Annotated in this window: 21 protein-coding genes and 2 tRNA genes; 13 read left to right on the top strand and 10 right to left on the bottom strand. The window is 70.4% G+C overall.

Going from position 1 to position 25,008, the window contains the following annotated elements:
• Positions 1–26 precede the first annotated feature (26 nt).
• From pepN to AC0QR5_RS04130, 3 genes are all read left to right on the top strand, one after another.
• Positions 27–2,570 carry an aminopeptidase N gene (gene pepN / locus AC0QR5_RS04120; protein ID WP_430970713.1) on the top strand — a complete coding sequence of 848 codons (2,544 nt, stop codon included), beginning with the start codon at positions 27–29 and terminating at the stop codon, positions 2,568–2,570.
• A gap of 105 nt (positions 2,571–2,675) precedes the next feature.
• Positions 2,676–3,143 carry an OsmC family protein gene (locus AC0QR5_RS04125; RefSeq protein WP_329860720.1) on the top strand — a complete coding sequence of 156 codons (468 nt, stop codon included), beginning with the start codon at positions 2,676–2,678 and terminating at the stop codon, positions 3,141–3,143.
• Positions 3,144–3,315: 172 nt separating this feature from the next.
• A complete protein-coding gene (locus AC0QR5_RS04130) occupies positions 3,316–3,732 on the top strand; it encodes a globin (RefSeq protein ID WP_430633808.1) in 417 nt (138 codons plus the stop codon).
• A gap of 14 nt (positions 3,733–3,746) precedes the next feature.
• On the opposite strand, the gene AC0QR5_RS04135 is transcribed toward AC0QR5_RS04130, so the two are convergent.
• Complete coding sequence (locus tag AC0QR5_RS04135) at positions 3,747–4,409, bottom strand: DUF8185 domain-containing protein (RefSeq protein WP_329860724.1); 663 nt, start codon at positions 4,407–4,409, stop codon at positions 3,747–3,749.
• A gap of 53 nt (positions 4,410–4,462) precedes the next feature.
• Between AC0QR5_RS04135 and AC0QR5_RS04140 the strand changes: the two genes are divergently transcribed.
• Complete coding sequence (locus tag AC0QR5_RS04140) at positions 4,463–5,485, top strand: acyl-CoA thioesterase (protein WP_430633809.1); 1,023 nt, start codon at positions 4,463–4,465, stop codon at positions 5,483–5,485.
• An 88-nt stretch (positions 5,486–5,573) separates the two neighbouring features.
• On the opposite strand, the gene ettA is transcribed toward AC0QR5_RS04140, so the two are convergent.
• A complete protein-coding gene (ettA, locus tag AC0QR5_RS04145; RefSeq protein ID WP_430633806.1) occupies positions 5,574–7,256 on the bottom strand; it encodes an energy-dependent translational throttle protein EttA in 1,683 nt (560 codons plus the stop codon).
• A 65-nt stretch (positions 7,257–7,321) separates the two neighbouring features.
• Positions 7,322–7,873 (bottom strand): single-stranded DNA-binding protein, encoded by a 552-nt coding sequence (locus AC0QR5_RS04150; RefSeq protein ID WP_329860726.1) that lies wholly within the window; start codon positions 7,871–7,873, stop codon positions 7,322–7,324.
• A 222-nt stretch (positions 7,874–8,095) separates the two neighbouring features.
• Between AC0QR5_RS04150 and AC0QR5_RS04155 the strand changes: the two genes are divergently transcribed.
• From AC0QR5_RS04155 to AC0QR5_RS04165, 3 genes are all read left to right on the top strand, one after another.
• A tRNA-Arg gene (locus AC0QR5_RS04155) sits at positions 8,096–8,169 on the top strand.
• Between the two features lie 37 nt (positions 8,170–8,206).
• The gene (locus AC0QR5_RS04160; RefSeq protein WP_329860727.1) at positions 8,207–8,752 is read left to right on the top strand and encodes a hypothetical protein; all 546 of its coding nucleotides are present in this window, start codon (positions 8,207–8,209) and stop codon (positions 8,750–8,752) included.
• A 63-nt stretch (positions 8,753–8,815) separates the two neighbouring features.
• Positions 8,816–10,060, top strand: a complete 1,245-nt coding sequence (locus AC0QR5_RS04165; protein ID WP_329860729.1) for an MFS transporter — start codon at positions 8,816–8,818, stop codon at positions 10,058–10,060.
• Here the strand turns inward: AC0QR5_RS04165 and AC0QR5_RS04170 are convergent.
• Both AC0QR5_RS04170 and AC0QR5_RS04175 read right to left on the bottom strand, forming a co-directional pair.
• Positions 10,057–10,893 carry an aldo/keto reductase gene (locus AC0QR5_RS04170; RefSeq protein WP_329860730.1) on the bottom strand — a complete coding sequence of 279 codons (837 nt, stop codon included), beginning with the start codon at positions 10,891–10,893 and terminating at the stop codon, positions 10,057–10,059. The two genes, AC0QR5_RS04165 and AC0QR5_RS04170, sit on opposite strands and share 4 nt — an antisense overlap.
• Before the next feature lie 22 nt (positions 10,894–10,915).
• Entirely contained in the window at positions 10,916–12,007 is a 1,092-nt protein-coding gene (locus AC0QR5_RS04175) for a GTP pyrophosphokinase (protein WP_329860731.1), read from the bottom strand.
• A gap of 310 nt (positions 12,008–12,317) precedes the next feature.
• Between AC0QR5_RS04175 and AC0QR5_RS04180 the strand changes: the two genes are divergently transcribed.
• Together AC0QR5_RS04180 and AC0QR5_RS04185 are read left to right on the top strand one after the other, a co-directional pair.
• Positions 12,318–12,953, top strand: coding sequence for a uracil-DNA glycosylase family protein (locus tag AC0QR5_RS04180; protein ID WP_329860732.1), 636 nt, complete (start codon positions 12,318–12,320; stop codon positions 12,951–12,953).
• Between the two features lie 50 nt (positions 12,954–13,003).
• Entirely contained in the window at positions 13,004–14,527 is a 1,524-nt protein-coding gene (locus AC0QR5_RS04185) for a DUF2079 domain-containing protein (RefSeq protein ID WP_329860734.1), read from the top strand.
• A 97-nt stretch (positions 14,528–14,624) separates the two neighbouring features.
• Here the strand turns inward: AC0QR5_RS04185 and AC0QR5_RS04190 are convergent, their stop codons facing one another.
• From AC0QR5_RS04190 to mptB (AC0QR5_RS04200), 3 genes are read right to left on the bottom strand one after another with little or no spacing between them, the layout of a single operon-like run.
• Complete coding sequence (locus AC0QR5_RS04190) at positions 14,625–15,947, bottom strand: glycosyltransferase family 87 protein (RefSeq protein ID WP_329860736.1); 1,323 nt, start codon at positions 15,945–15,947, stop codon at positions 14,625–14,627.
• On the bottom strand, positions 15,944–17,545 hold the full coding sequence (gene mptB / locus AC0QR5_RS04195; RefSeq protein WP_329860737.1) for a polyprenol phosphomannose-dependent alpha 1,6 mannosyltransferase MptB: 1,602 nt from the start codon (positions 17,543–17,545) through the stop codon (positions 15,944–15,946). Before mptB (AC0QR5_RS04195) ends, AC0QR5_RS04190 begins: the two co-directional genes overlap by 4 nt.
• Positions 17,545–19,059 (bottom strand): polyprenol phosphomannose-dependent alpha 1,6 mannosyltransferase MptB, encoded by a 1,515-nt coding sequence (gene mptB, locus AC0QR5_RS04200; RefSeq protein ID WP_430632954.1) that lies wholly within the window; start codon positions 19,057–19,059, stop codon positions 17,545–17,547. The genes mptB (AC0QR5_RS04195) and mptB (AC0QR5_RS04200) overlap by 1 nt, the downstream gene beginning before the upstream one ends.
• A gap of 229 nt (positions 19,060–19,288) precedes the next feature.
• On the opposite strand from mptB (AC0QR5_RS04200), the gene AC0QR5_RS04205 reads away from it, so the two are divergent.
• The 4 genes from AC0QR5_RS04205 (at position 19,289) to def (ending at position 21,081) form a co-directional block, all read left to right on the top strand.
• Entirely contained in the window at positions 19,289–19,501 is a 213-nt protein-coding gene (locus AC0QR5_RS04205) for a hypothetical protein (protein WP_329860740.1), read from the top strand.
• A 125-nt stretch (positions 19,502–19,626) separates the two neighbouring features.
• A complete protein-coding gene (gene orn, locus AC0QR5_RS04210) occupies positions 19,627–20,202 on the top strand; it encodes an oligoribonuclease (protein ID WP_475372511.1) in 576 nt (191 codons plus the stop codon).
• Between the two features lie 141 nt (positions 20,203–20,343).
• A tRNA-His gene (locus AC0QR5_RS04215) sits at positions 20,344–20,419 on the top strand.
• Positions 20,420–20,508: 89 nt separating this feature from the next.
• Positions 20,509–21,081: a peptide deformylase gene (def, locus tag AC0QR5_RS04220; RefSeq protein ID WP_329860744.1), complete on the top strand. Its 573-nt coding sequence runs from the start codon at positions 20,509–20,511 to the stop codon at positions 21,079–21,081.
• A 101-nt stretch (positions 21,082–21,182) separates the two neighbouring features.
• Here the strand turns inward: def and AC0QR5_RS04225 are convergent, their stop codons facing one another.
• Together AC0QR5_RS04225 and AC0QR5_RS04230 are read right to left on the bottom strand one after the other, a co-directional pair.
• Complete coding sequence (locus tag AC0QR5_RS04225) at positions 21,183–22,652, bottom strand: glyceraldehyde-3-phosphate dehydrogenase (protein WP_329860745.1); 1,470 nt, start codon at positions 22,650–22,652, stop codon at positions 21,183–21,185.
• A 189-nt stretch (positions 22,653–22,841) separates the two neighbouring features.
• On the bottom strand, positions 22,842–24,950 hold the full coding sequence (locus tag AC0QR5_RS04230; RefSeq protein WP_329860746.1) for an acyltransferase family protein: 2,109 nt from the start codon (positions 24,948–24,950) through the stop codon (positions 22,842–22,844).
• Positions 24,951–25,008 lie beyond the last annotated feature (58 nt).

Below are 25,008 nucleotides of genomic sequence, written 5' to 3' on the forward strand. Positions count from 1 at the left end.
ATGAACGAGCTATGGAGGCACCGACCTTGCCTGGATTGAACCTGACCCGCGCCGAGGCGCAGGAGCGAGCCGAGCTGCTCGCCGTCGACAGCTACGACGTCGAACTCGACCTGACGCGCGGAGACCGGGTCTTCGGCTCGACCACCACGGTCCGCTTCACGGCCGCGGCGGGCGCTTCGACCTTCATCGACGCCGTGACGGACACCGTGCACTCGGTGGTCCTCAACGGCACGGAGCTGGGCCCGGACGTCGCGGACGGCGTCCGCATCCGCCTCGACGGCCTCGCGGAGGAGAACGTCCTCACCGTCGTCGCGGACGCCCTCTACACGAACACGGGCGAGGGCCTGCACCGCTTCGTGGACCCCGTGGACGACGAGGTCTACCTGTACACGCAGTTCGAGGTCCCCGACTCGCGGCGCATGTTCGCCGTCTTCGAGCAGCCCGACCTCAAGGCCGCCTTCCGGTTCACCGTCAAGGCGCCCGCCCACTGGGACGTCGTGTCCAACTCCCCCACGCCCGCCCCGCGCGACGCGGGCGGGGGCGCGGCCGTCTGGGCGTTCGAGCCGACCCTGCGCATGTCCTCCTACATCACGGCCCTGATCGCCGGGCCCTACGAGTCCGTGCGCAGCGAGCTCACGAGCTCGGACGGCCGGACCATCCCGCTCGGCGTCTTCGCCCGCAAGTCCCTCATGGAGCACCTCGATGCGGAGAACGTCTTCACGCTCACGCGCCAGGGCTTCGAGTTCTTCGAGGCGCAGTTCGGCACACCCTACCCGTTCCCCAAGTACGACCAGCTGTTCGTCCCGGAGTTCAATGCCGGCGCCATGGAGAACGCCGGGGCCGTGACGTTCCTCGAGAGCTACGTCTTCCGCTCCCGGCCGACCGGGGCCATGGTGGAACGCCGCGCGATCACCATCCTGCACGAGCTCGCCCACATGTGGTTCGGGGACCTCGTCACGATGCGCTGGTGGAACGACCTGTGGCTCAACGAGTCCTTCGCGGAGTTCATGTCCACCCTGGCGGCGGCGGAGAACACCGAGTTCACGGGCGCATGGACCACGTTCGCCTCGATGGAGAAGTCCTGGGCCTACCGCCAGGACCAGCTGCCCTCGACGCACCCGATCGTCGCGGAGATCAACGACCTCGAGGACGTCCAGGTCAACTTCGACGGCATCACCTACGCCAAGGGCGCCTCCGTGCTCCGCCAGCTCGTGGCCTGGGTGGGCCAGGAGGAGTTCATGGCCGGCGTGCGCTCCTACTTCGGCAAGCACGCCTGGGGCAACACCGTCCTCGCGGACTTGATGACCGAGCTCGAGGCGGCCAGCGGGCGCGACCTCGCCGAGTGGGGCCGGCTCTGGCTCGAGACCGCGGGAGTGAACAAGCTGGTCCCCGAGATCACGGTGGACGACGACGGGGCCGTCGCCTCGTTCGCGATCCTCCAGTCCGCGCCGGAGGGCTACCCGACCATCCGCCCGCACCGCCTCGCCGTCGGCTTCTATGACCAGGACGACGCCGGACGCCTGGTCCGCACGCATCGGGAGGAGCTCGACGTAGCCGGGGAGCGGACGGAGGTGCCCGCGCTTGTGGGGCTGCGCCGCCCGGCGCTCGTCCTGCTGAACGACGACGACCTGGCCTACGCGAAGATCCGCCTCGACGAGCGTTCCCTCGCCACGGCGACGGAGCACCTGAAGGACATCGCCGAGTCGCTGCCGCGCACCCTGCTCTGGGGCAGCGCGTGGGACGCGGCGCGGGATGCGGAGACGCCGGCGCGCGCCTACGTCGAGCTCGTCCTGAACAACATCGCCCAGGAGTCCGACTCCTCCGTGGTCCTGGTCCTGCTCCGCCAGCTCAACACGGTGCTGGACTACTACGTCGCCGCCGCCGACCGCCGCGCGCTCGCCGAATCCGCCGCGGAGCGCCTGTGGGAGCTCGCCGAGGCCGCAGCACCGGCCTCCGATCACCAGCTGCAGTTCGCCAAGGCCTTCGCCCTGCGCTCGCGCACCGCGGCGCAGCTCGACACCGTCGAGCAGCTGCTGACGGGTTCCCGCGTGCTCGAGGGCCTGGAACTCGACGCCGACCTGCGCTGGGAGCTCCTGACGGCGCTGGCCGCCGGCGGGCGGCGCGGCCAGGCCGACATCGACGCCGAGCTCGAGCGCGACAACACGGCCAACGGGCGCCTTGCCGCGCAGCTCGCGGGCGCCGCGCTGCCGACGGCGGAGGCCAAGCGCGCCGCCTGGGACGCGGTCCTGGTGGACGGGACCCTGTCCAACACGCTGCAGCGGCAGGCGATCGCCGGCTTCAACCGCGTGCACGATGCCTCGCTCATCGAGGGCTACGCCGCGGAGTACTTCGCGGCGGCACGGCGGATCTGGGAGGAGAAGGGCTACGAGACCGCCCAGTCGATCATCGTGGGCCTCTACCCGTCCGCGCAGGTGTCCCGGGAGACCGTGGACCGCACCGACGTCTTCCTCGGGGAGCTCGGCGACGACAGCCCAGCGCTGCGGCGGCTCATGCTGGAGAACCGCGACGGCGTGGTGCGGGCGCTCGCCGCACAGGCGGCCGACCGCTGATCCGTCGACGCCGCTGATCGGACGACGCGGCTGGGCAGCAGACGGTGCCGAACGGCGCGGGCCGGTGGATTCCCCCACCGGCCCGCGGCTGTGTACCGTGGCGGCATGACGCTCAACGAACACCACTACGAGGTCTCCGTCTGCTGGACGGGGAACCGCGGCACCGGTACCTCCGGCTACCGGGACTACGGCCGCGACCACGTCGTCGCCGCGGCGGGGCTCCCCGATCTCCCGGGCACGGCCGACCCCACGTTCCACGGGGACCGCGACCGCTGGAACCCCGAACAGCTCCTGCTGGCGGCGCTGAGCCAATGCCACATGCTGTCCTATCTGCATCTCGCCGTGAAGAACGGCGTCGTCGTGACGGGCTACACGGACCAGGCCGAGGCCCTGATGCGGCTCAACCGGGACGGCAGCGGGGAGTTCGTCTCCGCGACGTTGCGCCCCGCGGTCGAGCTGTCCGACGAGTCCCAACGCGCCCTCGCCGATTCGCTCCACGGCGCGGCCAACGCGGTGTGCTTCATCGCGCGCAGCGTGAACTTCCCCGTCCACCACGAGCCCGTCCGGGCGTAGTCTGGAGGGCGTCACCCCAACCCGCCCCGAAGGATCCCCGCACCACATGCCTACCCCGCACGAGAACCCCGACCGCCCGCCGCTGCTTCCGCAGGGGAGCAACCTGGGCCGGCCGCTCGGCCGCCTGCGTCCCGTCGGCTCGCCTTCGGCGGGCTTCGACACGACCCGGCCGCTGGATCCGAACGACGAGCACGATCCGGAGGCCTACGCGGGGACCTTCTACCACGAGGTCGGCGGGCGCGAGACCTTCCGCCGCCTCGCGGAGAAGTTCTACGAGGGAGTCGCCGCCGATCCGGACTTCCGGGCCATGTACCCCGAGGAAGACCTGAGGCCCGCGGCGATGCGCCTGCAGCTCTTCCTGGAGCAATACTGGGGCGGGCCGACGACGTACAGCGAACGCCGGGGCCACCCGCGGCTGCGCATGCGCCACATGCCCTACACGATCGATTCCGCCGCCCGGGATACGTGGCTGCGGCACATGCGCGCCGCCGTCGACGCGTTGGGGCTACCGCCGCTGCAGGAGGCGACACTGTGGGACTACCTCGAACGGGCGGCCCACTCCCTCCAGAACGCCCCGGACCAGCGCTAGGGGCCCGTGCCCCGTCAGAGGAGCGTGGCCCGGCGGACGAGGACGTGCCCCACGGGGCTGGTCAACCGCAGCCACGGCCCGGAGGCGAAGACCGGAACCGGCCCTTCGGGGGGCAGGAAGCCCAGCGTCTGCGCCGCGAAGGCGACGCCCGTGGGGACCACGGGGCCGGAGCCTTCCATCGGGCTCGACCAGATCCGTTGGCGCACCGTGGCGAGCACCGGACGCCCGGCGTTCTCCGGCAGCGCCGAGGCGACGGCGCGCATGCCGTCCTCGGCCGCCCGGCGCAGCGCCCCGGCGTCGCACTCCCCCACCCGTTCCCATCCGCCGCGCGGCGGGGCGACCCCGGTCCAGGCCGCCGTGGACTCGGCGGGCGGCAGCGGCAGCACCGTCTCGCCGGCGCCGGAGCGGGCCAGGCGGTCCGCCACCGCACCGATCGGGTAGACGGCGTCCATGCCCGGACCGGGGTCCCTCGCCAGGCGTGCGACGCGCAGGCCGAGGATGGTCGGCACGGCCTCGCCCAGTTGCCCGGGGGCGAGGACGGCCACGTACACGGCCAGGGAGGACCCGGCCGCGGCGAGGCGCACCTCGCCGTCGGCCACGGCGCGGGCCCGCACGAGGAAGGTGCGCAGGTCGGCAAGGGATTCGGCATCGGCGAACTCGAGGTCGGCAGGCAGCATGACACCATGCTTTCATGCCCTCGAGCCGGCGGGGACACACCGCGACGGGCCGCTTGCCGCGTCGAACGCGGCCCGGATACTGTCGAGTCACGATCGCGACCAGCCGAGGAGCCACCACCGTGCAACACCAGGACCCCACCGCCTCCCTGCTGGGGCTGCTCGATCTCGATGGGGAGTTCGACGCGCGCACGGACGAGGACATCTTCATCGGGCATTCGCCCGAGCAGCCGCGCCAGCGCGTCTTCGGCGGGCAGGTCCTGGCCCAGTCGGTCGTCGCGGCCTCGCGGACCGTCTCCGCGGACCGGCCCGTCCACTCCATGCACGGCTACTTCCTCCGCCCCGGCGATGCCCGCAAGCCGATCACCTTCGGCGTCCAACGCCTGCGCGACGGCCGGTCCTTCTCGGCCCGCCGCGTCCACGCCTACCAGGAGGGCGTGCCGATCCTGTCGATGATCGCCTCGTTCCAGGAACCGGCCGAGGGCCTCGAACACCAAGCACGCATGCCCGAGGGGATTCCCAACCCGGAGTCGCTGCCCTCGACGGCGGACCTCCTCGGCCGCTTCAAGCACCCCATGGCCCAGGAGTGGGCATACAACCGGCCGTTCGACATCCGCCACGTCGACACGCCGCTCTACGTCGAGGGACCGCGCAGGGCCGACCGTTCCGCGACGAACGCCGTCTGGATGAAGACGTTCGGGCCGGTCGAGGGCGACCAGGCCGTCCAGCGCGCGGCGCTCGCCTACGGGAGCGACTACACGCTGCTCGAGTCGGTGCTGCGCCGCCACGGGCTGCCCTGGGTCACGCCGGGCATGAGCGTGGCCAGCCTGGACCACGCCATGTGGTGGCACCGCCCGGTGCGCGTCGACGAATGGCTCCTCTACGTCCAGGAGAGCCCCAGCGCCTCGGGAGCCCGCGGGCTCTGCGAGGGCCGGTTCTTCAACCGGGACGGCCTCCTCGTGGCCACCGCGGCGCAGGAGGGCATGATCCGCGTCCCCGACGACGCGAAGTCCAAGCTGCTCGGCGGACTGCAATCCGGGATGATCAAGGCCGCGGCCCGGAGGGGACGGAAGTCCTAGCCGGACCCCGGCCGCAAGCGGTCACAGCGCGGGAGGGCCCCGGAACCACGTGGTTCCGGGGCCCTCCCGCGTGCGTCACGCGCGGAGCCTAGTCCCGCGTCAGGCGGCGGTGCGTGACGCGGTGCGGCTTGGCCGCGTCAGGGCCGAGGCGCTCGACCTTGTTCTGCTCGTAGGACTCGAAGTTGCCCTCGAACCAGTACCACTGGGCCGGGTCCTCGTCCGTGCCCTCCCACGCGAGGATGTGGGTCGCGACGCGGTCCAGGAACCACCGGTCGTGGGAGACCACGACGGCGCAGCCCGGAAACTCGAGCAGGGCGTTCTCCAGGCTGGAGAGCGTCTCGACGTCGAGGTCGTTGGTGGGCTCGTCGAGGAGCAGGAGGTTGCCGCCCTGCTTGAGCGTCATCGCCAGGTTCAAGCGGTTGCGCTCGCCGCCGGAGAGCACGCCGGCCTTCTTCTGCTGGTCCGGCCCCTTGAAGCCGAACGCGGAGACGTACGCACGGGACGGCATTTCGACGTTGCCGACCTGGATGTAATCGAGGCCGTCAGAGACGACCTCCCAGAGGCTCTTGTTCGGGTCGATGCCGCCGCGGTTCTGGTCGACGTAGGAGATCTTGACCGTCTCGCCGATCTTCAACGCGCCGCCGTCGAGCTCCTCGAGCCCGACGATGGTCTTGAAGAGGGTCGACTTGCCGACGCCGTTGGGGCCGATCACGCCGACGATGCCGTTGCGCGGCAGGGAGAACGACAGGCCGTTGATGAGCTCGCGGTCGCCGAAGCCCTTCTGCAGGCCGTTGGCCTCGATGACGACGCTGCCCAGGCGCGGGCCCGGCGGAATCTGGATCTCCTCGAAGTCCAGCTTGCGCGTGCGCTCGGCCTCGGCCGCCATCTCCTCGTAGCGCGCGAGACGTGCCTTGGACTTGGTCTGGCGTCCCTTGGCGTTGGAACGCACCCACTCGAGTTCCTCGGAAAGGCGCTTGGCCAGCTTCTGGTCCTTCTTGCCCTGGACCTCGAGGCGCTCGCGCTTCTTCTCCAGGTAGGTCGAGTAGTTGCCCTCGTAGGGGATCAGGCGGCCGCGATCGACCTCGGCGATCCACTGGGCGACGTGGTCCAGGAAGTAGCGGTCGTGGGTGACGGCCAGGACGGCGCCCGGGTAGGACTGGAGGTGCTGCTCGAGCCAGAGGACGGATTCGGCGTCGAGGTGGTTCGTGGGCTCGTCGAGGAGCAGCAGGTCGGGCTTCTGCAGCAGCAGCTTGCACAGCGCCACGCGGCGGCGCTCACCGCCGGAGAGCACGGTGACGTCGGCGTCGCCCGGCGGGCAGCGCAGCGCGTCCATGGCCTGCTCCAGCTGGCTGTCGATGTCCCACGCGTCAGCCGCGTCGATTTCCTCCTGGAGCTTGCCCATCTCCTCCAGAAGCGCGTCGAAGTCCGCGTCCGGCTGGGACATCTCCTCGGAGATCTGGTTGTAGCGGGTGATCTTACCGTAGATCTCGCCAACGCCCTCCTGGACGTTGCCGAGGACCGTCTTCTCCTCGTTCAGGGGCGGTTCCTGCAGCAGGATCCCCACCGAATAGCCGGGGCTGAGCCGCGCCTCGCCGTTCGAGGGCGTGTCGAGGCCGGCCATGATCTTGAGGATCGTGGACTTGCCGGCGCCGTTCGGTCCCACGACGCCGATCTTGGCACCGGGATAGAACGACATGCTGACGTCGTCGAGGATGAGCTTGTCGCCAACGGCCTTGCGGGCCTTGGTCATGGTGTAGATGAATTCCGCCATGCGTCCAAGGCTAGTCGCTGCCGGCCCATTCCTCACATTCGCGCGGGAGCGGGCCGGCAACGCTGCTAGGCGGCCTGGTGGTCGGCGGCGTCGACGTCGGACGACGCATCGGCGGAGGGCCCCTGGTCGAGGAGTTCGCCGGTCTCGGGATCGTAGGCGTCCGCACCGTCGTCCCCGTCCAGCCCCGACTCGATGGCCGGGGCGCCGTCCGGGCCGAGCTGCTCCGGCCGGGGCGGGCCGTCGACCGGACGGTTGCCGCGGCGGTTCGCCATGGTCGACGTCCCGTAGGCCATGTTGAAACCCACGGCGTCGGCCAGCACGTCGATGCCGTAGTTCCGCTTGCCGTCCTCGCGCTGCCACTCGGTGACGCGCAACCGTCCCTCGACGATCACCGGATCGCCCTTGCGGACGCTGGCCAGGACGTTGAGCCCGTGGCGTCCGAAGGCCTTGACCGTGTACCAATTGGTCGCGTCGACCTTCCATTCGCCGCTCGAGCGGTCGCGGTTGGCGACGTTCGCCGCGAGCCGGAAGGTGCAGAAGGTCGTGTTGCCGTCCTTGGACACGACGTGCTCGGGGTCCGATGCCGCGTTGCCGCGGATCGTCGTGCGCTGCTCCATGGTGTTCTCCCTCTTGTCTGGTGTGACTGTGCTCCAGGAGCCACGCGGCCCCTGCCACCAAGAGTCGTCGCCGGCAGGCAACGGCGCATGGGTCGTGGGTCGATCTGTGGATAGACGGGGCCACCGGCCGGGACGGGCCCGGCTGTGAGGGGGCGGTGGCGCCCGTCGCGGCGGGCCCCGGCACCCCGTTAGAATGGTGGCGCGCCCGTCCGACGGGCACTGGCCTTCGTAGCTCAGTTGGATAGAGCAGCGGACTTCTAATCCGCCGGTCGCGCGTTCGAGTCGCGCCGAGGGCACCCTTCACACCCGCGCCCGCCCAGTTAGTATGTAAACATGACTAAGCCCTCCAACACGGCCGCGATCGAGCGGGCCACGGGCCGCGGATGGGACGCCTGGGTCGCGTACCTCGACGGGGCCGGGGGCCGCACTCTCGGGCATCGGGAGCTGGCCGATCTCGCCTACGCGGAGTTGTCCACGATTCCCGGGAACCCGGGCTGGTGGGCGCAGGGTGTCGCCGTCGCCTACGAGCAGCACACGGGGCGGCGGATGCCCGGACAGTCCTGCGACGGGAGCTACCAGGTCGGAGCCTCGCGGACCTTCAACGGCTCGATGGACGAGGCCCGCACCGCCTGGGTGGACCTCGTCTCCGGCCTCGAGGACTTCGGCGGCGTGCCCCTCGACCAAGACGCGACGCTGTCCGAATCCGAGAAGTGGAGGTACTGGCGCGCCCCGCTGGCCGATGGCAGCCGGGTCAGCCTCGACATCTACGAGAAGGCCCCGGGCCGGTCGAGCATGGGCATCAACCACACCAAGCTCGGCTCCCCCGAGGCGGTGGAGCACTGGCGCAGCACGTGGAAGGGGCTCCTCGGACGCCTGTGAGCCCGACTCCCCGCGCCGTCAGGCAGCCCAGACCCTCAACAGACCACCACCGTGGAGCGTGACGTGCAGAGCAGCACTCCCCTGCAGACCCCGCCGACGGGCCTCGCCCCGTGGCGCAACGCCATCTTCGTCGTCTTCGCGCTGTCCGGCGTGGGCTTCGCGACGTGGGTCTCGCGGATCCCCGCCGTACGCGACGACCTCGAGCTGTCCACGTCCACGATCGGGCTGATGCTCTTCGGCCTCGCCGGCGGGTCGATCGCCGGCCTCGCGGCGGCGCCGGCGTTCCTCGCGCGATTCGGTGCCGCCCGTGGCCTGCAGGTCACCCTGTCGACGATGGCCGTGAGCCAGATCGCGCTCGGGCTCTCCGCCGGCTGGCTGGGATCCGCGGCCCTCACCGCCGCGGTCCTGGTCGCCTTCGGCTTCGTCTACTCCATCACGGACGTCGTCATGAACATCGAGGGCGCCCTCGTGGAGAAGGCCTCCCGGCGCACGCTCCTGCCGCTGATGCACGCGTTCTTCAGCGTCGGCACCATCCTCGGGGCGCTGGGCGGATCCGCCGCGGCGGCCGCCGGCGTCAGCGTGGAGGTCCACTTCACAGCTCTCGGCCTCGTCATCGCGGCCGCCGGACTCCTCTCCTGCCGCCATGTCCCCGTCGCCGGCTCGGCCCTGCGCGGGCCCGGTTCCCCCGCCGCGGCTGCCACCGCGCCACGCACCTGGCCCGGGCGGATGCGCTCCACGCTCCTGCTCGCCCGCGACCCGCACCTGGTCCTGATCGGGCTCATGGTGGTCGGCATGGCCTTTGCCGAGGGATCGGCCAACGACTGGCTCGCGCTGGCGGCCGTCGACGGGCACGGCTTCGACAACGCGACGGGTGCCCTCGTCTACGGGGCGTTCGTCGCGGCGATGACGCTCGGCCGCGTGGCCGGCGGTCCGTTGATCGACCGCTTCGGCCGGCGCACCGTCCTGATGGCCATGGCGGTGCTCGGGATCGCGGGCATCGCGGGCTTCATCCTCGCCGAGGACCCCGTCCTCGCCTTCGCCGCGGTCGTCCTCTGGGGGCTCGGCGGATCACTCGGCTTCCCGGTCGGCATCTCCGTCGCCGCCGACCACCCCGTCGACGCGGCACGCCGGGTCAGCATCGTCTCGATCTTCGGCTACTCGGCATTCCTCGTCGGCCCGCCCGTGCTCGGATTCCTCGGCGAGTCCTACGGGCTGCTCGCGGCCTTCTGGTTCGTCGCCGCGATGCTGCTGGTCTCCTTCGCGGCGACGCCGCGGGCCACGAGGCCCGCGACCACGTCCAGGGTCTAGTGCCCGAACTCCATCGGGTCCATGACGGCGGGACCGCCGCCCGCGAGCGAATCCAGTCGGGACACCTGATCGGCCGAGAGCGAGAACCCGAAGACGTCGAGGTTCTCGCGCTGCCGCCGCGGATCGATGGACTTCGGCAACGGCACGGTGCCGTGCTGCACGTGCCACCTCAGGACGATCCGCGCCGGCTCGATGCCGTGCTCGCCGGCCACCTCGGCCACGACGGGCGATTCGAGCAGGCCCCGGCCCCGCCCGAGCGGGCTCCACGACTGGCTCGCGATCCCGTGCTCGGCGTGGAACCGCAGTTCGTCGTGCCGCGGCCACCAAGGGCTGTGCTGGATCTGGTTGACGTCGGGCACGACGGACGTGGCCTTCATCAGCTCGGTCAGCTGGGCCGGGGTGAAGTTGGAGGTGCCGATCGCGCGGACCTTGCGCTCGGAGAGCAGCTCGACGAGCCCCTCCCACGCCTCGACGTAGCGTCCCAGCCCGGGATTGGGCCAGTGGATGAGCATCAGGTCGATGTAGTCGAGGCCGAGCCGCGTGGCGCTGTGCTCCCAGGCCGTCCGCACGCCCTCGCGTGAGTGCCACTCCTTGTTGAACTTGGTGGTGATGAACAGCTCCGCGCGCGCCAGGCCGGCCCGGGCGATCCCGTGCCCCACGCCTTCCTCGTTGCGGTAGTTCTCGGCCGTGTCGATCATCCGGTACCCGGCCTCGAGGGCGTGGACGACGGCAGCGCCGGCCTCCGCGTCGTCCATCGGGTAGGTGCCGAGCCCCAGAAGGGGCATCTCGGCCCCGTTGACCAGCGGCCTCGTCGGTGCGGTGTCGTGTCCCATGGGGCCATGCTACGCGCCGGGGCTAGCCTCCGGCGCGGAAGGCGTCCATCTGCGCCAGACGGCGTTCCAGGCTGGCCTGGCGCTGCTGGTCGTTCCCGGAGGTGAGCTCGATGTGCCGGCGTCCGAAGCGCCACAGGAGGACGTCGTCCAGGAGCCGGTCCGGGCCGGGCGAGTAGCGGTGGTCCAGGGCCTGCCGCACCTTCGTGATGGCGTCCGCCTCGAGGAGGCTGGCCAGGTCCTTCGTCCGGACCAGGCCGTGTGCGCCGAGCAGCTCCAGCGCCCAGCCCCAGTCGTCGTCCGGCTTCCGGTCGACGTGCGGCAGCAGGGTGCGCCAGACCTCGCCGATCTTCTCCGGGGTGAGCTCCTGGGCGCCATCTCCGTCCTCGTCCCAGAACCCGGTCACGGCCCGGTAGCGCTCGTGCAGTTCGGAGAACGTCGTCTCGACGGCCTCCAGCATGGCGGCCGTCGCCGTGAACTGCCGGTCCAGGTAGGGGCTCCAGGCCCGCTGGTCCACGTTCTTGAAGCGGATGTCGTGTTCGATCTCGCTCCAGGCGTGGGCCAGGATGGTGCGGATCTGCACTTCGAAGGCGTAGTTGCCGTTGGCCTTGACCTGCCCGCCCAGGTCCTGCTGGAAGGCCCGGACGGCGGCGTTCTGCCGCGTCCTGAGGATGAGGTGGCGGCTCGAGTAGCCGTAGGTGCCGGATTCGACCGATCCGATGTCCTTCTCCCGATCGGAGCGGCAGTCGAACTCGCTCCGGCGGCGCTTGATGAGGTTCGCGGCCTCGCGGACCTCGTGGGGAAGGCTCACGATGACGCGGACGCCGACCAGGTCGTGCAGCTCGCGCAGCGGCTGGGGGAACTCGAGGGCAGCCGAGCCGTCGGGGCCGGAGGCATCGAGCGTGCGTGAGGCCTTGTCCCGGAAGGACTCGACGGTCTTGGTCCGTGCCGTGATGAAGAGCGGTTGCACTTCCGCGTCCTCGAAGATCGCCTGGATCCTCGCCCGGACGTCGTCCGTGACGGACTCAAGGGCAGGCCGTAGGCGAGCGTACTCGGCCGCGCTCGCTGCCACGTCGGCACGCAGGCCGTCCTCGAGGTGCTCCCACACGCTACCCATCGCCGTCGTCCTCCCCTCCTGGCGGCGCGCCCGGCCGGCCGCCCGGCACTCCGCCGCCACCCTATCAAGCAGGGACTCCCGGCCCGGCGAAACCTCGTGGGGTGGCCGGAATCACCCGGCCGGGTGAATGGCGGGTGAACCCGGGGTGACGTCGAGTTGCTATGGTGGTAGAAGCACTTCGCCGGCCGCACCGGGCCACCGTTTTCCCGGTCGCGGAAGGCGGCTTCTCCCGGCCCTCGGGCCACCGCTCCCCATCGACGCCGCGGCTGCCCCGTGCCCGGCACCCCCACCCCAGGAGAACCACGCCCCGATGACTGCACTCGCCGCCGAATCCACCCATTCCTCGCTCTGGGACCGCCGCTACGACGACCACATCGCGCCCGTCAACCGGCTCCTGGACGATACGGCGGCCCTGCGGCCCGGAAGCACCGTCTCCTACGTCGATCCCATCCATGACGTCGATCAGGCGAAGATCATCACCCTGTTCTCGTCCCGGGGAACCGCCGGGGCCGAGGGCTTCGTCACCCCCGGCGGCAGCGAGGCGGTCACGCGGCTCCTCGGCCTGCAGTGGAGCCTGGGCCTGCGCCCCGAGTCCGTCATGCCCTGGCGCGTCCAGCCGTGGGACTCCGACGAGGCGGAGCCGGGAAAGCCGACGCCCGCCGAGATCACGGCCGGCCTCAAGCCCCTGCTGCGCCTGCTCAAGGTGGTCCCCCGCGCCTCCGTCCTGATCGCCCACGGCACCGAGGCCCACCGGCTCTCCGAGCAGCTGTTGAAGACCGAGAACCCCCTGCTCTGGCGGCGCGGCTTCAAGACCTACAAGGTCAAGCCCCTCGAAGGGCGCGCCTTCGCCGGCTCGGCGGAGCGCCAGCAGGCCCACCTGGACCAGATGCAGGCGGCCTACGCCGACGCGATGGCCCGCACGGGGATCGCCCCGGCCCGCGCCTGACCGTGCCGGCGGCTCCGAAGCGGCCGGGCCCCGGCGGTAGAATCGGGGCCATGCCAGATCCCGCCGCCGCCTCCCCGGACGCCACGCCCGCGGGCGGCATCCCCCACGCCGGACACGGGGGCGGCGCGGCCACGCGCGCGCAGTGGATCCAGCTGGCCGCCGTCATGGCGGCCGCCGCGGCGCTGTACACGGCCCACTCGTTCCTGCGCTTCCGCAACTTCGAAGCCAAGGGCTACGACCTCGGGATCTTCGACCAGGCCGTGCGGCAGTACGCGCTCTTCAAGGCCCCGATCGTCCCGGTCAAGGGCGTCGACTTCAACCTCCTCGGCGACCACTTCCACCCGGTCATCGCGCTGTTCGCGCCGCTGTACTGGATCTGGCCGGATCCCCGGATGCTCAACCTGGGCATGATCGGCCTGCTGGTCTCGACGGCGGTGCCCGTCTACCTCTTCGCGCGCCGCCACCTCGGGCACGTTGGCGGGCTCCTGACCGCCTCGGCGCTGCTGCTCTGGTGGCCGTTCCAGGCGATCGTGAACTGGGACTTCCACGAGGTCGCGTTCGGCGTGCCGATCATGGCGTGGGTGATCTGGGCCTTCGACCGCGGCCGCTACCGCCTGGTCATGGGCCTTTCGGCCCTGCTCCTGCTGGTCCGCGAGGACATGGGCATCACGGTCGTGGCCGTCGGGATCGTCATGGCCTTCCACCGCCAGTGGCTCAAGGCCGTCCTGCTCGCCGCCATGGGTCTCGCCGGCTATTGGGTCACCACGAGCCTCCTGATCCCCGCCCTCGCGCCGCCGGACGCCATGTCCTATTGGCAGTACACGGCCCTCGGCGCCACGGCCGGCGCGGCGCTGCTCTTCATCGCCGCGCACCCGCTGCAGACCCTCGCGCTCCTGTTCGACCACGAACTCAAGGTGCTGCTCTGGATCATGAGCTTCGTGCCCCTCGCCCTGTTGCCGTTCTTCTCGCCCTACGTCATCCTGGGCGCGCCGATCCTGCTCAGCCGCCTGTTCAACGACCGGCTCAACACCTGGGCGCCCGTCTACCAGTACGACGCGATCCTCGCGCCGGTCTTCCTCCTGGCGGCCGTCCACGTCCTCGCGAAGGTCATCCGACGGACGGGTTGGGCGCGCCTCGCCGTCGGCGCCCCGGCCTTCCTCCTCGGACTCGCGGTGGTCTGCACGCTCTTCATCCACGCCGTCTTCCCGTTCGGCCGGACGCTCACGGGCGCGAACTGGTCCATGCCGGAGATCGCCCAGGCGCAGGAGCGGGCGGTCGCGCTGATCCCGAACGGGGTCTGCGTCGAGGCCGCCGACACGGCCGTCCCCCACCTCGTCGACCGAAGCTACGTGGGCCTGCACGGGGACATCGGGGACGAGCTGTCGAGCTGGATGATCATCGATGCGAACGTCGAGGAGCTCGGCGGATGGGATCCCCTCTCCCCCGACGAGGCCCTCGAGCGCGCCGAGCGCCTGGGCTTCGTCCCCGTCACCGAGGACGACCACGGCATCTGGGTCCTGCACCGCGACATCCCGGTCTCGCCCGTCTGCGCGGACTACCTTCCCTACGACTGAGCGTCCCTGCCCCGCGGTACGACGCCGGTGCCGCGCCAACGCGCGCCCCGCACCGCCGTCGTCCTCCAGGGGACGGCGCGGGACGGGGCCCGCTCCCCTACCGGGCTTGGGCGGCCGGCAGCGTGAACGCGTCGGGCCGGTGCTCGAGGCGCCCGGCGAGGGGGTCGTCGCTGCCGTCGGCGCGGACCACGTCCCGGGCCGGATGCCGGATGTCGCCCACGACCTTGACGCAGAGGTAGACGACCATCGCCATGTGCGCGGCGATCCCGGCCCCGTACAGGATCTCGATGAGCGGCGAGCCGGCGCCCACTTCCCCGCCGCTGACGATCTTGGCGCTCATGAGCCACACCGCCGCCCAGTGGAACACCTCGATGGCCTGCCAGAGAAGGAACTCCCGCCACTTGGGCCGGGCGAGCACGTAGAGCGGGATGAGCCACATGACGAACTGCGGCGAGTAGACCTTGTTGAGCAGCACGAACGCGGCCACGATCAGGAACGCGAGCTGCGCCATGCGCGGACGCCGGGCGGCGCTCAGGCCGAGGTAGGCGATCCCGGCGCAGGCAAGGGCGAACAGGCCGTTGGAGACGAGCGAGAAGTCCTTCCCGTCGAGCCCCGTCCAGGTGAAGGCGAGCCACATCGAGGAGAAGCTGACCTCGCGCTCCGAGGAGAAGGTGTAGAAGCGCGACCACTCCTCGTAGGCCGTCAGCATAAATGGCACGTTCACGACGAGCCACGCCGCGACCGCCGCACCGGTCGCGGACCAGAAGTCGCGCATCCGCCCGGCACGCCAGCACAGGACCAGGACGGCCCCGAGCAGGAACAGGGGGTACAGCTTCGCGGCGGTTCCCAGCCCGATCAGGATTCCGGCCACGACGGGCCGCTCCCGCGCCCAGGCGAGCATGGCCAGGGTCGCGAACATGACGGCCCAGAGGTCCCAGTTCAGCGTGCTGGTCAGGATGATGCCGGGTGCGAGCGCCACCATGAGTGCGTCGCGGCTGCGGTTGCGGGCAGCGTAGGCCACCGCGACGACGACGACGGCCCAGCAGCCGAAGGAGAGCAGGGCGTTGAGGTCGAAGTAGGCCAGCTGGCGGACCGCCGTGTCCCCGGTCCCCGGGATCATGAACGCCGTGACACCGGCGACGACGGCCAGGAGCGCCGGATACTCCATGGCCTGCTCGGCCGGAAGCCCCGTGTAGAACGGGAAGAGGCGGTCCGCGAGGCCGCGGGTCCCGAAGAGCTGTGCGAAGTCGGAGTAGCAGAAGTGCAGGTGCTGCTCGGCGCCGTTCCAGCCGTTGACGCGGCACCACTGCTTCGAGAGCATCGCGAGCACCGCGCCCACTGCGGTGGCGGCCAGGAGGAGCCACACGACAGTGCGCGTGGCCCGCCGGGCCTCGAGGAGGGTCTTCACGGGTCCGGTCACGGTGTCTGGGGGCCTTTCTCGAGCGTGCGGCGGTCGGGGGTGCGGCGGGTGAACAGCTGGGCTGTCTTCGGGTCGACGAAGACGAGGTAGGCCAGGTAGAGCAGGCCGACTGCGGCGGCGATCCCGCGGACGAGGGCGATGTTGATCCACTGGGCGACGCTGACCTGGTCCACAACGCCGGCGAGGACGAGGACCATGGACAGCAGGTACCAGAACCGCACCCAGCCTCCCGTGTGGACCTTGACGGCGGCGAAGAGCGGGACGAGCCAGAGGAAGTACCACGGCTGGATGATCGGCGCGAGGACGACGGCCGCCGTCAGGGCGTAGGCGCAGCCCAGGACGGGCTCCATGGCGGGGCGGCGCAGCGCGAGGAAGGCCGTGAGGCCGAGCGCGGCGAGCTTGAAGACCGTGAAGACGAGGTCCGCCACGGTGGACAGATCGGCCCCGGCGAGGCTCGCGAGCCAGCCGATCCCGAGGCCGAGCAGCCCCACCGGGGCATACGGGAAGGCGGCGGAACCGGCCCCGGCCATGGCGGGGATCCAGCCGAACCAGAGTCCCGAGACCCAGCCGAAGAGCGTCAGCGCGGCGGCCACCACCGCCCCCGTGTAGAGCCAGGCCCGGACACGGGCCGGCCAGCCGGCTCCACGGCCCGCGAGGGCCAGGCCGATGAAGGGCAGGGCGAGGACGGCGATCGGCTTGATGCCGATCGCGACCGAGACCGCGAGGAGGGCCGCGAGCGGGCGGCCGCGCCGGGCGAGCAGGAAGGACAGCAGGATGCCGCCGAGCATGAGCGCGTCGTTGTGCACGCCCGCGATCATGTTGAGCAGGAACAGCGGGTTCGCGAGGCTGATCCACACCGCCCACGCCGGATCCGATCCGTGCGCCGAGGCGAGCCGGGGCAGCACGTACAGGCACAGCAGCACTCCGGCCGCGGCGAGGACCCTGAAGAGGATCACGCCCGCTTCCGGGACCGCGTTGGTCACGAAGTAGATGGCCTGGGAGGCCATCAGGAACAGCGGCCCGTACGGCGAGGCCGACTCCGCCCACAGGCTGTCTGAACCCTGCGCGAACCAGCCGGGCAGCTGGGAGATCCAGTTCTCATAGGGGCTCAGCCCCGAATGCAGGAGCCGCCCCTGCCCGAAGTACGAGTAGACGTCCCGGCTGAAGATGGGGAAGGTCAGCATGAGCGGCGCCGACCACAGCAGCACGGCATTGCGGACCGCCCTGCCCTGCGTTCCGGCGTCGTCCCCTCCGCGCTGCCCGAGCCGCAGCCAGGCGCGGCACAGGACCATGGATCCGAGGGCCAGCAGGACCGTGCAGGCGATGACCCCGGGGGCCTCCACCCGCAGGGGGTGCAGGAAGGTCGTGCGCGCGAAGACCGATTGCTGGGTGCTCGCCAGCCAGCCGACCCCCCAGGAGCCGACGAGGATCATAAGCGAGGCCACGAAGCCCTGGGCCAGTGCGACGGCGGTGCTCTCCTCGTCACCGCCAGCGAGGCGTCCGACGAGGGGCGTCCGGGCGACGCGTCCGCGCAGCCGATGCAGGAGCTCCGTCAGGACCGGTATCGCCGGCCCGCGGACGCCGGAACCAGAAGGCACTAGGCGGCCTTCCACGGGAGCCGCCACGCGGCCCGGTCGATCCGGAAGAGCTCCTTGGTCCGCGGGTCCAGGAACGCCAGATAGGCCATGGCGGCCCAGGAGATGCCGGTCGAGAGGTGCTTGACCCAGGGATCCAGGTGACTCAGGAACTGCCAGATGAACAACTGGTCGGCCGCGCCGAAGGCGATGAAGAACGCGACGGTGAAGTAGACCCAGATGAGCTGCCAGTCATCGCGGATGCCGGTGACGGCGAAGAACGGCAACAGCCACAAGAGGTACCAGGGCTGGATGATGGGCGAGAGCACCACGAGGGCCGTGAAGGCGAGCGCGAGCCGCTGGACCAGGTGGCTGTCCTTGCCACGGAACATCAGCAGCAGCACGACGGCGACGGAGGCGATGCGGCCCACGGTCTTCAGGACCGGCAGCACCCAGGCCGTCTCGAGTCCCAGGGCGCCGAAGGCCGCCTGGAAGAAGGTCGTCAGCATGCCGAGCGGTGCGAAGAACACGCTGCCCGTGCCCGTGGAGAGCATGACGGAGAGCCAGCCGAAGCCGTAGCCGTTGACCACGCCGATGAGTGCCATGATGCCGAGGGACAGCCCGGCCGTATACCCCCAGTACAGAAAGCGGCGCGGCCAGGAGGCCCCCGCTCCGGCCCACAGGAGGCCGATGAACGGCAGCAGGACCATGGTGATCGGCTTGATGCCTGTCGACGCCGTCACGAGGACGACGGCGGTGATGCCGCGGCCCGTCGCCGCGTAGTACGTTCCGGCGACGGCGAGGCCCACCATGAGCGCGTCGTTGTGGGCGCTGGCCACGAAGGAGATGAGGAAAAGCGGGTTCGCCACCGTGATCCACAGTGCCTTGGCCCCTGCTACGCCGTGCAGCTCCGCGAGCCGGGGGACGTAGACGATGCACAGGACGACGCCGGCGAAGGCGACCAGGCGGAACAGGAGGACGGAGAGGTCGGGCGAGGCATTGACGAGCTGGTGGACGGCGTGCTCGATGCTCAGAAAGAGGGGTCCGTACGGGGTCTCGGCCTCGGCCCACGTGACGTCGGTGCCCAGCTGGAACCAGTTCGAGAGGGTCGAGATCCCGTCCTGGTAGGGGTCCTGTCCCGCGGCGACGAGCCGGCCCTGGCCGATATAGGCGAAGACGTCGCGGCTGAAGATCGGCAGGCAGAACAGCAGCGGTACGGACCAGAGGTAGCTCGCGGCACGGACGGTGGCGAGCGATCCCTCCGGCCACCCCGACAGGACTTGACCGAGCCTGAGCCAGGCCCGGAAGAGGACCCAGCAGCCCAGCGTGAGCACGATCGTGGACAGGACCACGCCCCAGGTCTCGGTCCGCACGGCGATCAGCAGGGCGTTGCGGTTGAGCGGCGAGACCATGGCGAGCCACCCGACCCCGAAGGAGCCGAGGAGCACCAGGAAGGACCCGGCGAATCCGGACGCGAGCGTCCTGGCCGCTGACCCGACCGGCCGGGTGGTCTGCGCACCGGTCGATGCCACGTTCATTCCCTCAGGACCCATTCCCTCTTCCGCGCCAGGCGGCGCCGCCGCGGCCATCGCCGCACGAACCTGAAAAAAACCTCACCCGATCCTAGCATCCGGCCCGCTACCGACCCCCGGGAACACCGTGCCCGGCGCGGCAGGGCGCGGCACGGCGCGGGATGCCCGCCGCTGCCCCGCCCAGCCCCTAGGCTTGAGGGCGGACCATGATCCGGGACGACGACAAGGGGGTGCCGTGGGCCGGCATGCATCGACGGGGCCCGCGGGCCGCGGTAGCGGGGGACGGCCCCTCGGACTCCTCGGCTGGGGGCTCTTCAGCGCGGTCCTGCTCGGCGTCTGCGGGCCGATGCTCGGCCTCGGAGCCGTCGCCGCCGTCGCGCTCGCCGCGACGATGGCCGTGGTGTTCGCCCTCTTGTGGCTCCTGGCCCCAGACGACGCGGCTCCCTGATCCGCCGCGGCCCGGACGCGTCCCGCGCCGCCGTCGAGCCGTCGCCCCGGCCGATCCCGCCCGTCCTCGGGTAGATTGGGCGCGTGCCTATCTCTGCTGAAAACATCGTATGGATCGACTGCGAAATGACCGGCCTGAGCCTGCAGACCGACGCCCTCATCGAAGTCGCCGTCCTCGTCACCGACCCCGAGCTGAACATCCTCGGCGACGGAGTGGACATCGTGATCAAGCCCGATTTGGAGGCCCTCGAGCAGATGGGCGACTTCGTGCGCGGCATGCACACGGACAGCGGCCTGCTGGACGAGTTGGGGAACGGGACCGACCTCGAGACCGCCACGGAGGAAGTCCTCGCCTACATCCGCGAGTGGGTCCGCGAGCCCGGCAAGGCCCCGCTGGCCGGCAATTCGATCGGGACGGACCGGAACTTCCTGGCCCGCGACATGCCCGGCGTCATCGACCACCTCCACTACCGCGTCATCGACGTCTCCACCATCAAGGAGCTCTCGCGGCGCTGGTATCCGCGGGCCTACTTCCAGGCGCCGCCGAAGACGGGTGGCCACCGGGCGCTCGGCGACATCCGCGACTCCATCGAGGAGCTGCGGTACTACCGCGCCGCGGTCATGGTTCCCGCGCCCGGGCCGGACAGCAAGACGGCGCAGGCCATTTCGCGGGGCATCACGGAGCAGCGGGCCACGCCCTAGCGCCGAGGGCGGCAGTGTGCCGCACGGCACACCACCCCCGATTCCTCATCGGCGCTCGAATGTGTGTAGACTGTTATCCGTTGCCCGGACGGCAGGGATGCAGATCCACTGCCGGCGGGCACCGCGCCGAACGGCGCAATGGTGGGTATAGCTCAGTTGGCAGAGCGTCTGGTTGTGGTCCAGAAGGTCGCGGGTTCAAGCCCCGTTACTCACCCCAGAGAAGCCGCCCCGGATCCGTCCGGGGCGGTTTTGTGTCATCCAACGCCCCGACCCGGCGGGCCGGGCCCGCCCCCACGAGGAGGAAGCATGGCGGTTCGTCCCGTCGTCGTCTACGGCGAAGAGTCCCTGCATCGGCGGGCCGCCGAGGTCCAGGACTTCGATCAGGAACTCCGCGACCTCGTCGCGGACATGTTCGAGACCATGGACGCCGCCCACGGGGTCGGCCTCGCGGCGCCACAGATCGGCGTCGGGCTGCGGATCTTCACCTACGAGTACGAGAACGACGACGGCGTGGCCCCGCGCGGCGTCCTGGTCAACCCCAGGTTGACCCTCTCCAAGGTCTCCGGCGCGTCCCCGGACCCCGACGACGAGGTCGAGGGCTGCCTCTCCGCCCCCGGCCTGTCCTTCCCCCTCAAGCGGGCCGACTACGCCCGGGTGCAGGGCTTCGACGCCGACGGACGGGAGGTCGACTTCGAGGCGACCGGCTGGTTCGCGCGCGTCATGCAGCACGAATACGACCACCTGGACGGCCTCCTCTACGTGGACAAGCTCAACCCGACGTGGACGCGCCGCTGGAAGAAGGCGAAGAAGTCCCTCGGGTGGGGCGTGCCCGGACACTCGTGGATGCCCGGGGTCGACCCCGATCCGTTCGGCCACTGACGTCCCGCGGCGGCGAGGCCGCAACGAGGAAGGGACGCCGCCCCGATCGGGGCGGCGTCCCTTCCTCGCTCTGCACGCCCGCGGACCGGGCGTGGAGGCCGTTAGGCGTTGATCTCGACCGGGGCCGATTCCTCGACGGACGGGTAGGCCCGCGGGTGGGTTCCGGCCATCTCCTCGATGACGCGGACCACCTGGCAGGAGTAGCCGAACTCGTTGTCGTACCAGACGTAGACGACGGCGTTCTTGCCGGTGGCGATCGTGGCCAGGCCGTCCACGATGCCCGCGCGGCGGGATCCGATGAAGTCCGTGGACACGACCTCGGGCGAATCGATGTAGTCGATCTGCTTGTGCAGGGGCGAGGTCAGCGAGGCCTGCCGTAGGTAGGTGTTGAGCTCCTCCTTGGTGGTCTCGCGCTCGAGGTTCAGGTTCAGGATCGCCATCGACACGTCCGGGGTGGGGACGCGGATCGCGTTGCCGGTGAGCTTGCCCTCGAACTCGGGCAGCGCCTTGGACACGGCCTTGGCCGCCCCGGTCTCCGTGATCACCATGTTCAGCGCCGCCGAGCGTCCCCGCCGGTCTCCCTTGTGGAAGTTGTCGATCAGGTTCTGGTCGTTCGTGAACGAGTGGACGGTCTCCACGTGGCCGTGGGAGACGCCGAACTCGTCGTTGAGCGCCTTGAGGACGGGCGTGATCGCGTTGGTCGTGCAGGAGGCCGCCGAGACGATCGTGTCCTCGGCGGTGATGTCCGCGTGGTTGATTCCGTGGACGACGTTCTTCAGGTCGCCCTTGCCTGGCGCCGTCAGCAGCACGCGGGCGACCCCGCGGGACTGCAGGTGCTGCGAAAGCCCCTCGCGGTCGCGCCAGCGTCCCGTGTTGTCCACGACGATCGCGTTGTCGATCCCGTAGGCGGTGTAGTCCACCGTGGACGGATCGTTGGAGTAGATGACCTGGATCAGCGTGCCGTTGGCGAGGATCGTGTTGTTCTCCTCGTCGACCGTGATGGAGCCGTCGAACGGGCCGTGCACGGAGTCGCGGCGCAGCAGGGAGGCGCGCTTGACGAGGTCGTTGGCGCCGCCGTTGCGGACCACGATCGCCCTCAGGCGCAGGCCGTAGCCGCCGCGCTCGATCAGGATGCGGGCCAGGAGCCGGCCGATGCGGCCGAAGCCGTAGAGGACGACGTCGGTCGGCTCGGCGTCGGTGGCGCCCGCGGCGCCCACCTTGGCGCCGAACTCCTCCTTGAGGAAGGCGGACAGCTCCGTCCCCCCGGGCTGCTGCCGGAACTTCCTCACGAGCCGCGCGAGGTCGGCGGAGACGGCGCCCAGGTTCAGGCCGACGAGGGCCTGGAGCAGCGGGAAGGTCTCCTCGAGCGGCAGCTCGGCGCCGTCGACGTGGCGGGCGATGCGGTGGGCCTTGAGGATGTCGATGGCCGACTTGTTGATGAGCTTGCGTCCGTAGATCGACGTCACCACGTTGTTCTTGCGGTAGAGCCGCCCGATGAGCGGGATCATGGCCTCGGCGAGTTCTTCCCGGCCGCTCCATTCCTCGAGGGCGGCCACAGACTGCTGGGTCACTTGTTGTCCTTCCAATTCAGCCGGCCGGGATCCACTGGCCGGTTGGCACCGCGAAAGCACCATTGCAGATACGGTTGGTCGGGGTATCAGGATCTTTCCCCATGGGCTGGGCCCGCCTTCCATTCTAGGCTCTCGCGCCGGCCCGCCCGGACCCCAGGCGGTGAAGCCTGTCACAGGTCCTCGACCAGCTCACTCCAGAAGGGCGGCGAGCCCCTCCTCGATGTGCCGGTGCATCGTCCGCGCATAGCTCGCGGTCAGGTGGTTGTTGTCGCGATAGACCATGACGCCGTCGATGACGGCGGGGCATTCGCCGCCGATGCAGACGGCGTCGCCGAGGTCGAGGAGGCGCGCCCCCTCGAGCTGCTCCACGGCATACATCTCGGAGCTCTTCGGGAGGAGGACGCTGTTCCTGCTCCAGACGCACTCCGTGAGCGACTCCTCGTGCGCGGCCACGCACGAGGGGACATTGGTCCCCGGGCGCGGGAGGTTCCTGACGGCCAGCACGGGAACGCCGCGCTCCAAGACCGGCTCCCAGATGGCGGCTTGGGCGCCACCGACGGCTTCCGCGCCCGCTTCGACTCCCTCGCCTGTGCCGCTCAGCTCATACCGCGAGGACACGCTGACGACCCCGGCGACATCGGAGGCGTTGATCTTCCCCTGGACCGCGGCGCCCCAGGCCTGGCAGCTGTCGTTGGCCTGTCCGTTGTAGTCCACGGCACCGGCCGCCCAGGGACACGAGCTCTTCATGTAGGTCACGAGCCGGACGCCGAGGTCGGCCGCGGCCTTGTCGAATCCTGCGAGCAGCATGCCGGCATGGGAGTCGCCGACGTACACGATGGTCTCGGCGCCGTCCGGGTCGCCGTAGACGCACTCCAGGAGCTCGGGAACACGCGTCCCCTGCATGCACTCCTGTCCGAACGTGTCCTGGTCGGCCTCCAACACGCCGGGTACGATCTCCGGGAACGAGTCCGCAGGAACCGTGGCCGCTCCCGTCAACAGGGAGGCCGCGCCGCGCTCGATGTCCTGACCGGCGACGCCCCAGTATTCGGTGTTCGCTGCTCGTTCCGGATCGCCGAGCGGGGCTTCCGTGCGGGGAACCTGCAGGTAGAGCAGGCCGGCGGCGACGATGCAGGCGAGGGACGCGGCGAGGGTCGGAACGAAGATTCGGCGTTCACGCGTCTGCTTCTTGGCGTGCCGGAGGAAGGGCTCCTCGACGAAGCGCCGACTCAGCCAGGCGGGCACCACGGAGAGGGCCACGATCAGCAGTCCAAGCCTCCAACCGGGCTGTCCCCACAGCGCCTCGGCGACGATGAGCAGGGGCCAATGCCAGAGGTACAGGGAGTAGGAGAGGTCCCCGATGAAGACCATCGGGGGCAGCGAAAGGAGCCGGGCACCGGCTGTCTGCTGGCTGGCCAGGCCCGCCAGGATGACGACGGCGGCTCCGAGGACCGGCAGCGCGGCGGCGTAGCCCGGGAAGACGGTGGTCTTGTCGAACGTCAGCACGGAAAGGGTGATGGCACCGAGGCCCGACAACGCCAGCGGCCCGGCAAGCCGTCCCAGCCGGGCGGCGAGTACGGGCCCGAAGATCGCCAAGGCGGCACCGATCGACAGTTCCCAGGCCCGCGTCGTCGTCACGAAGTAGGCGGGGCCGGGGTTCTCGTGGCTCAGCGCGACCGACCAGATGAAGGACGGCACCGCCACGAGCGTGAGGGCGATGGCGTAGCCGGGCATCCGTGAGCCCCACCGGCGCAGGGCCAACGTGGAGACGATCACCATGACCACTGGCCAGACGATGTAGTACTGCTCTTCGACGGCGAGGGACCAGAAGTGCTGCAGCGGGCTGGCCTCGGCGTCACGTGCCATGTAGTCCAAGGAGCTCTGGGCAAAGAGCCAGTTCACCACATAGAGCGCACTCGCGATCGCGTCCTTGGCGATCTGTTCCCACCGTGTCATGGGCAGGAACGCGAAGCTCAGGACGATGGTCGCGAGGAGTGCCACGCACGCCGCCGGCAGAATGCGCGCCGCGCGCCGCGAGTAGAAGCGGACGATCGAGAACCGGCCGGTCCGCTGGAGTTCGCGGTGGATCCCGCCCGTGATCAGGAAACCGGAAATGACGAAGAAGATGTCGACGCCGATGAAACCGCCGTCCGCCAGCGGGAATCCCGCGTGGTAGATCAGGACCGTCAGCACGGCAATCGCCCGCAGGCCCTGGATGTCGAGGCGGAAGCCGGTGGCTTGCCGGCCCGGAACGCCGGGGCGGGCCGGGGCGGATCGGCCGGTGGTGGTGCCCTGAGACATAGACGCTTCCCGGTAGGTAACGATTGGGTGACGGTCGATTCTAGCAAGCCGAACCGCT

It is taken from the genome of Arthrobacter sp. J156, assembly GCF_056172865.1.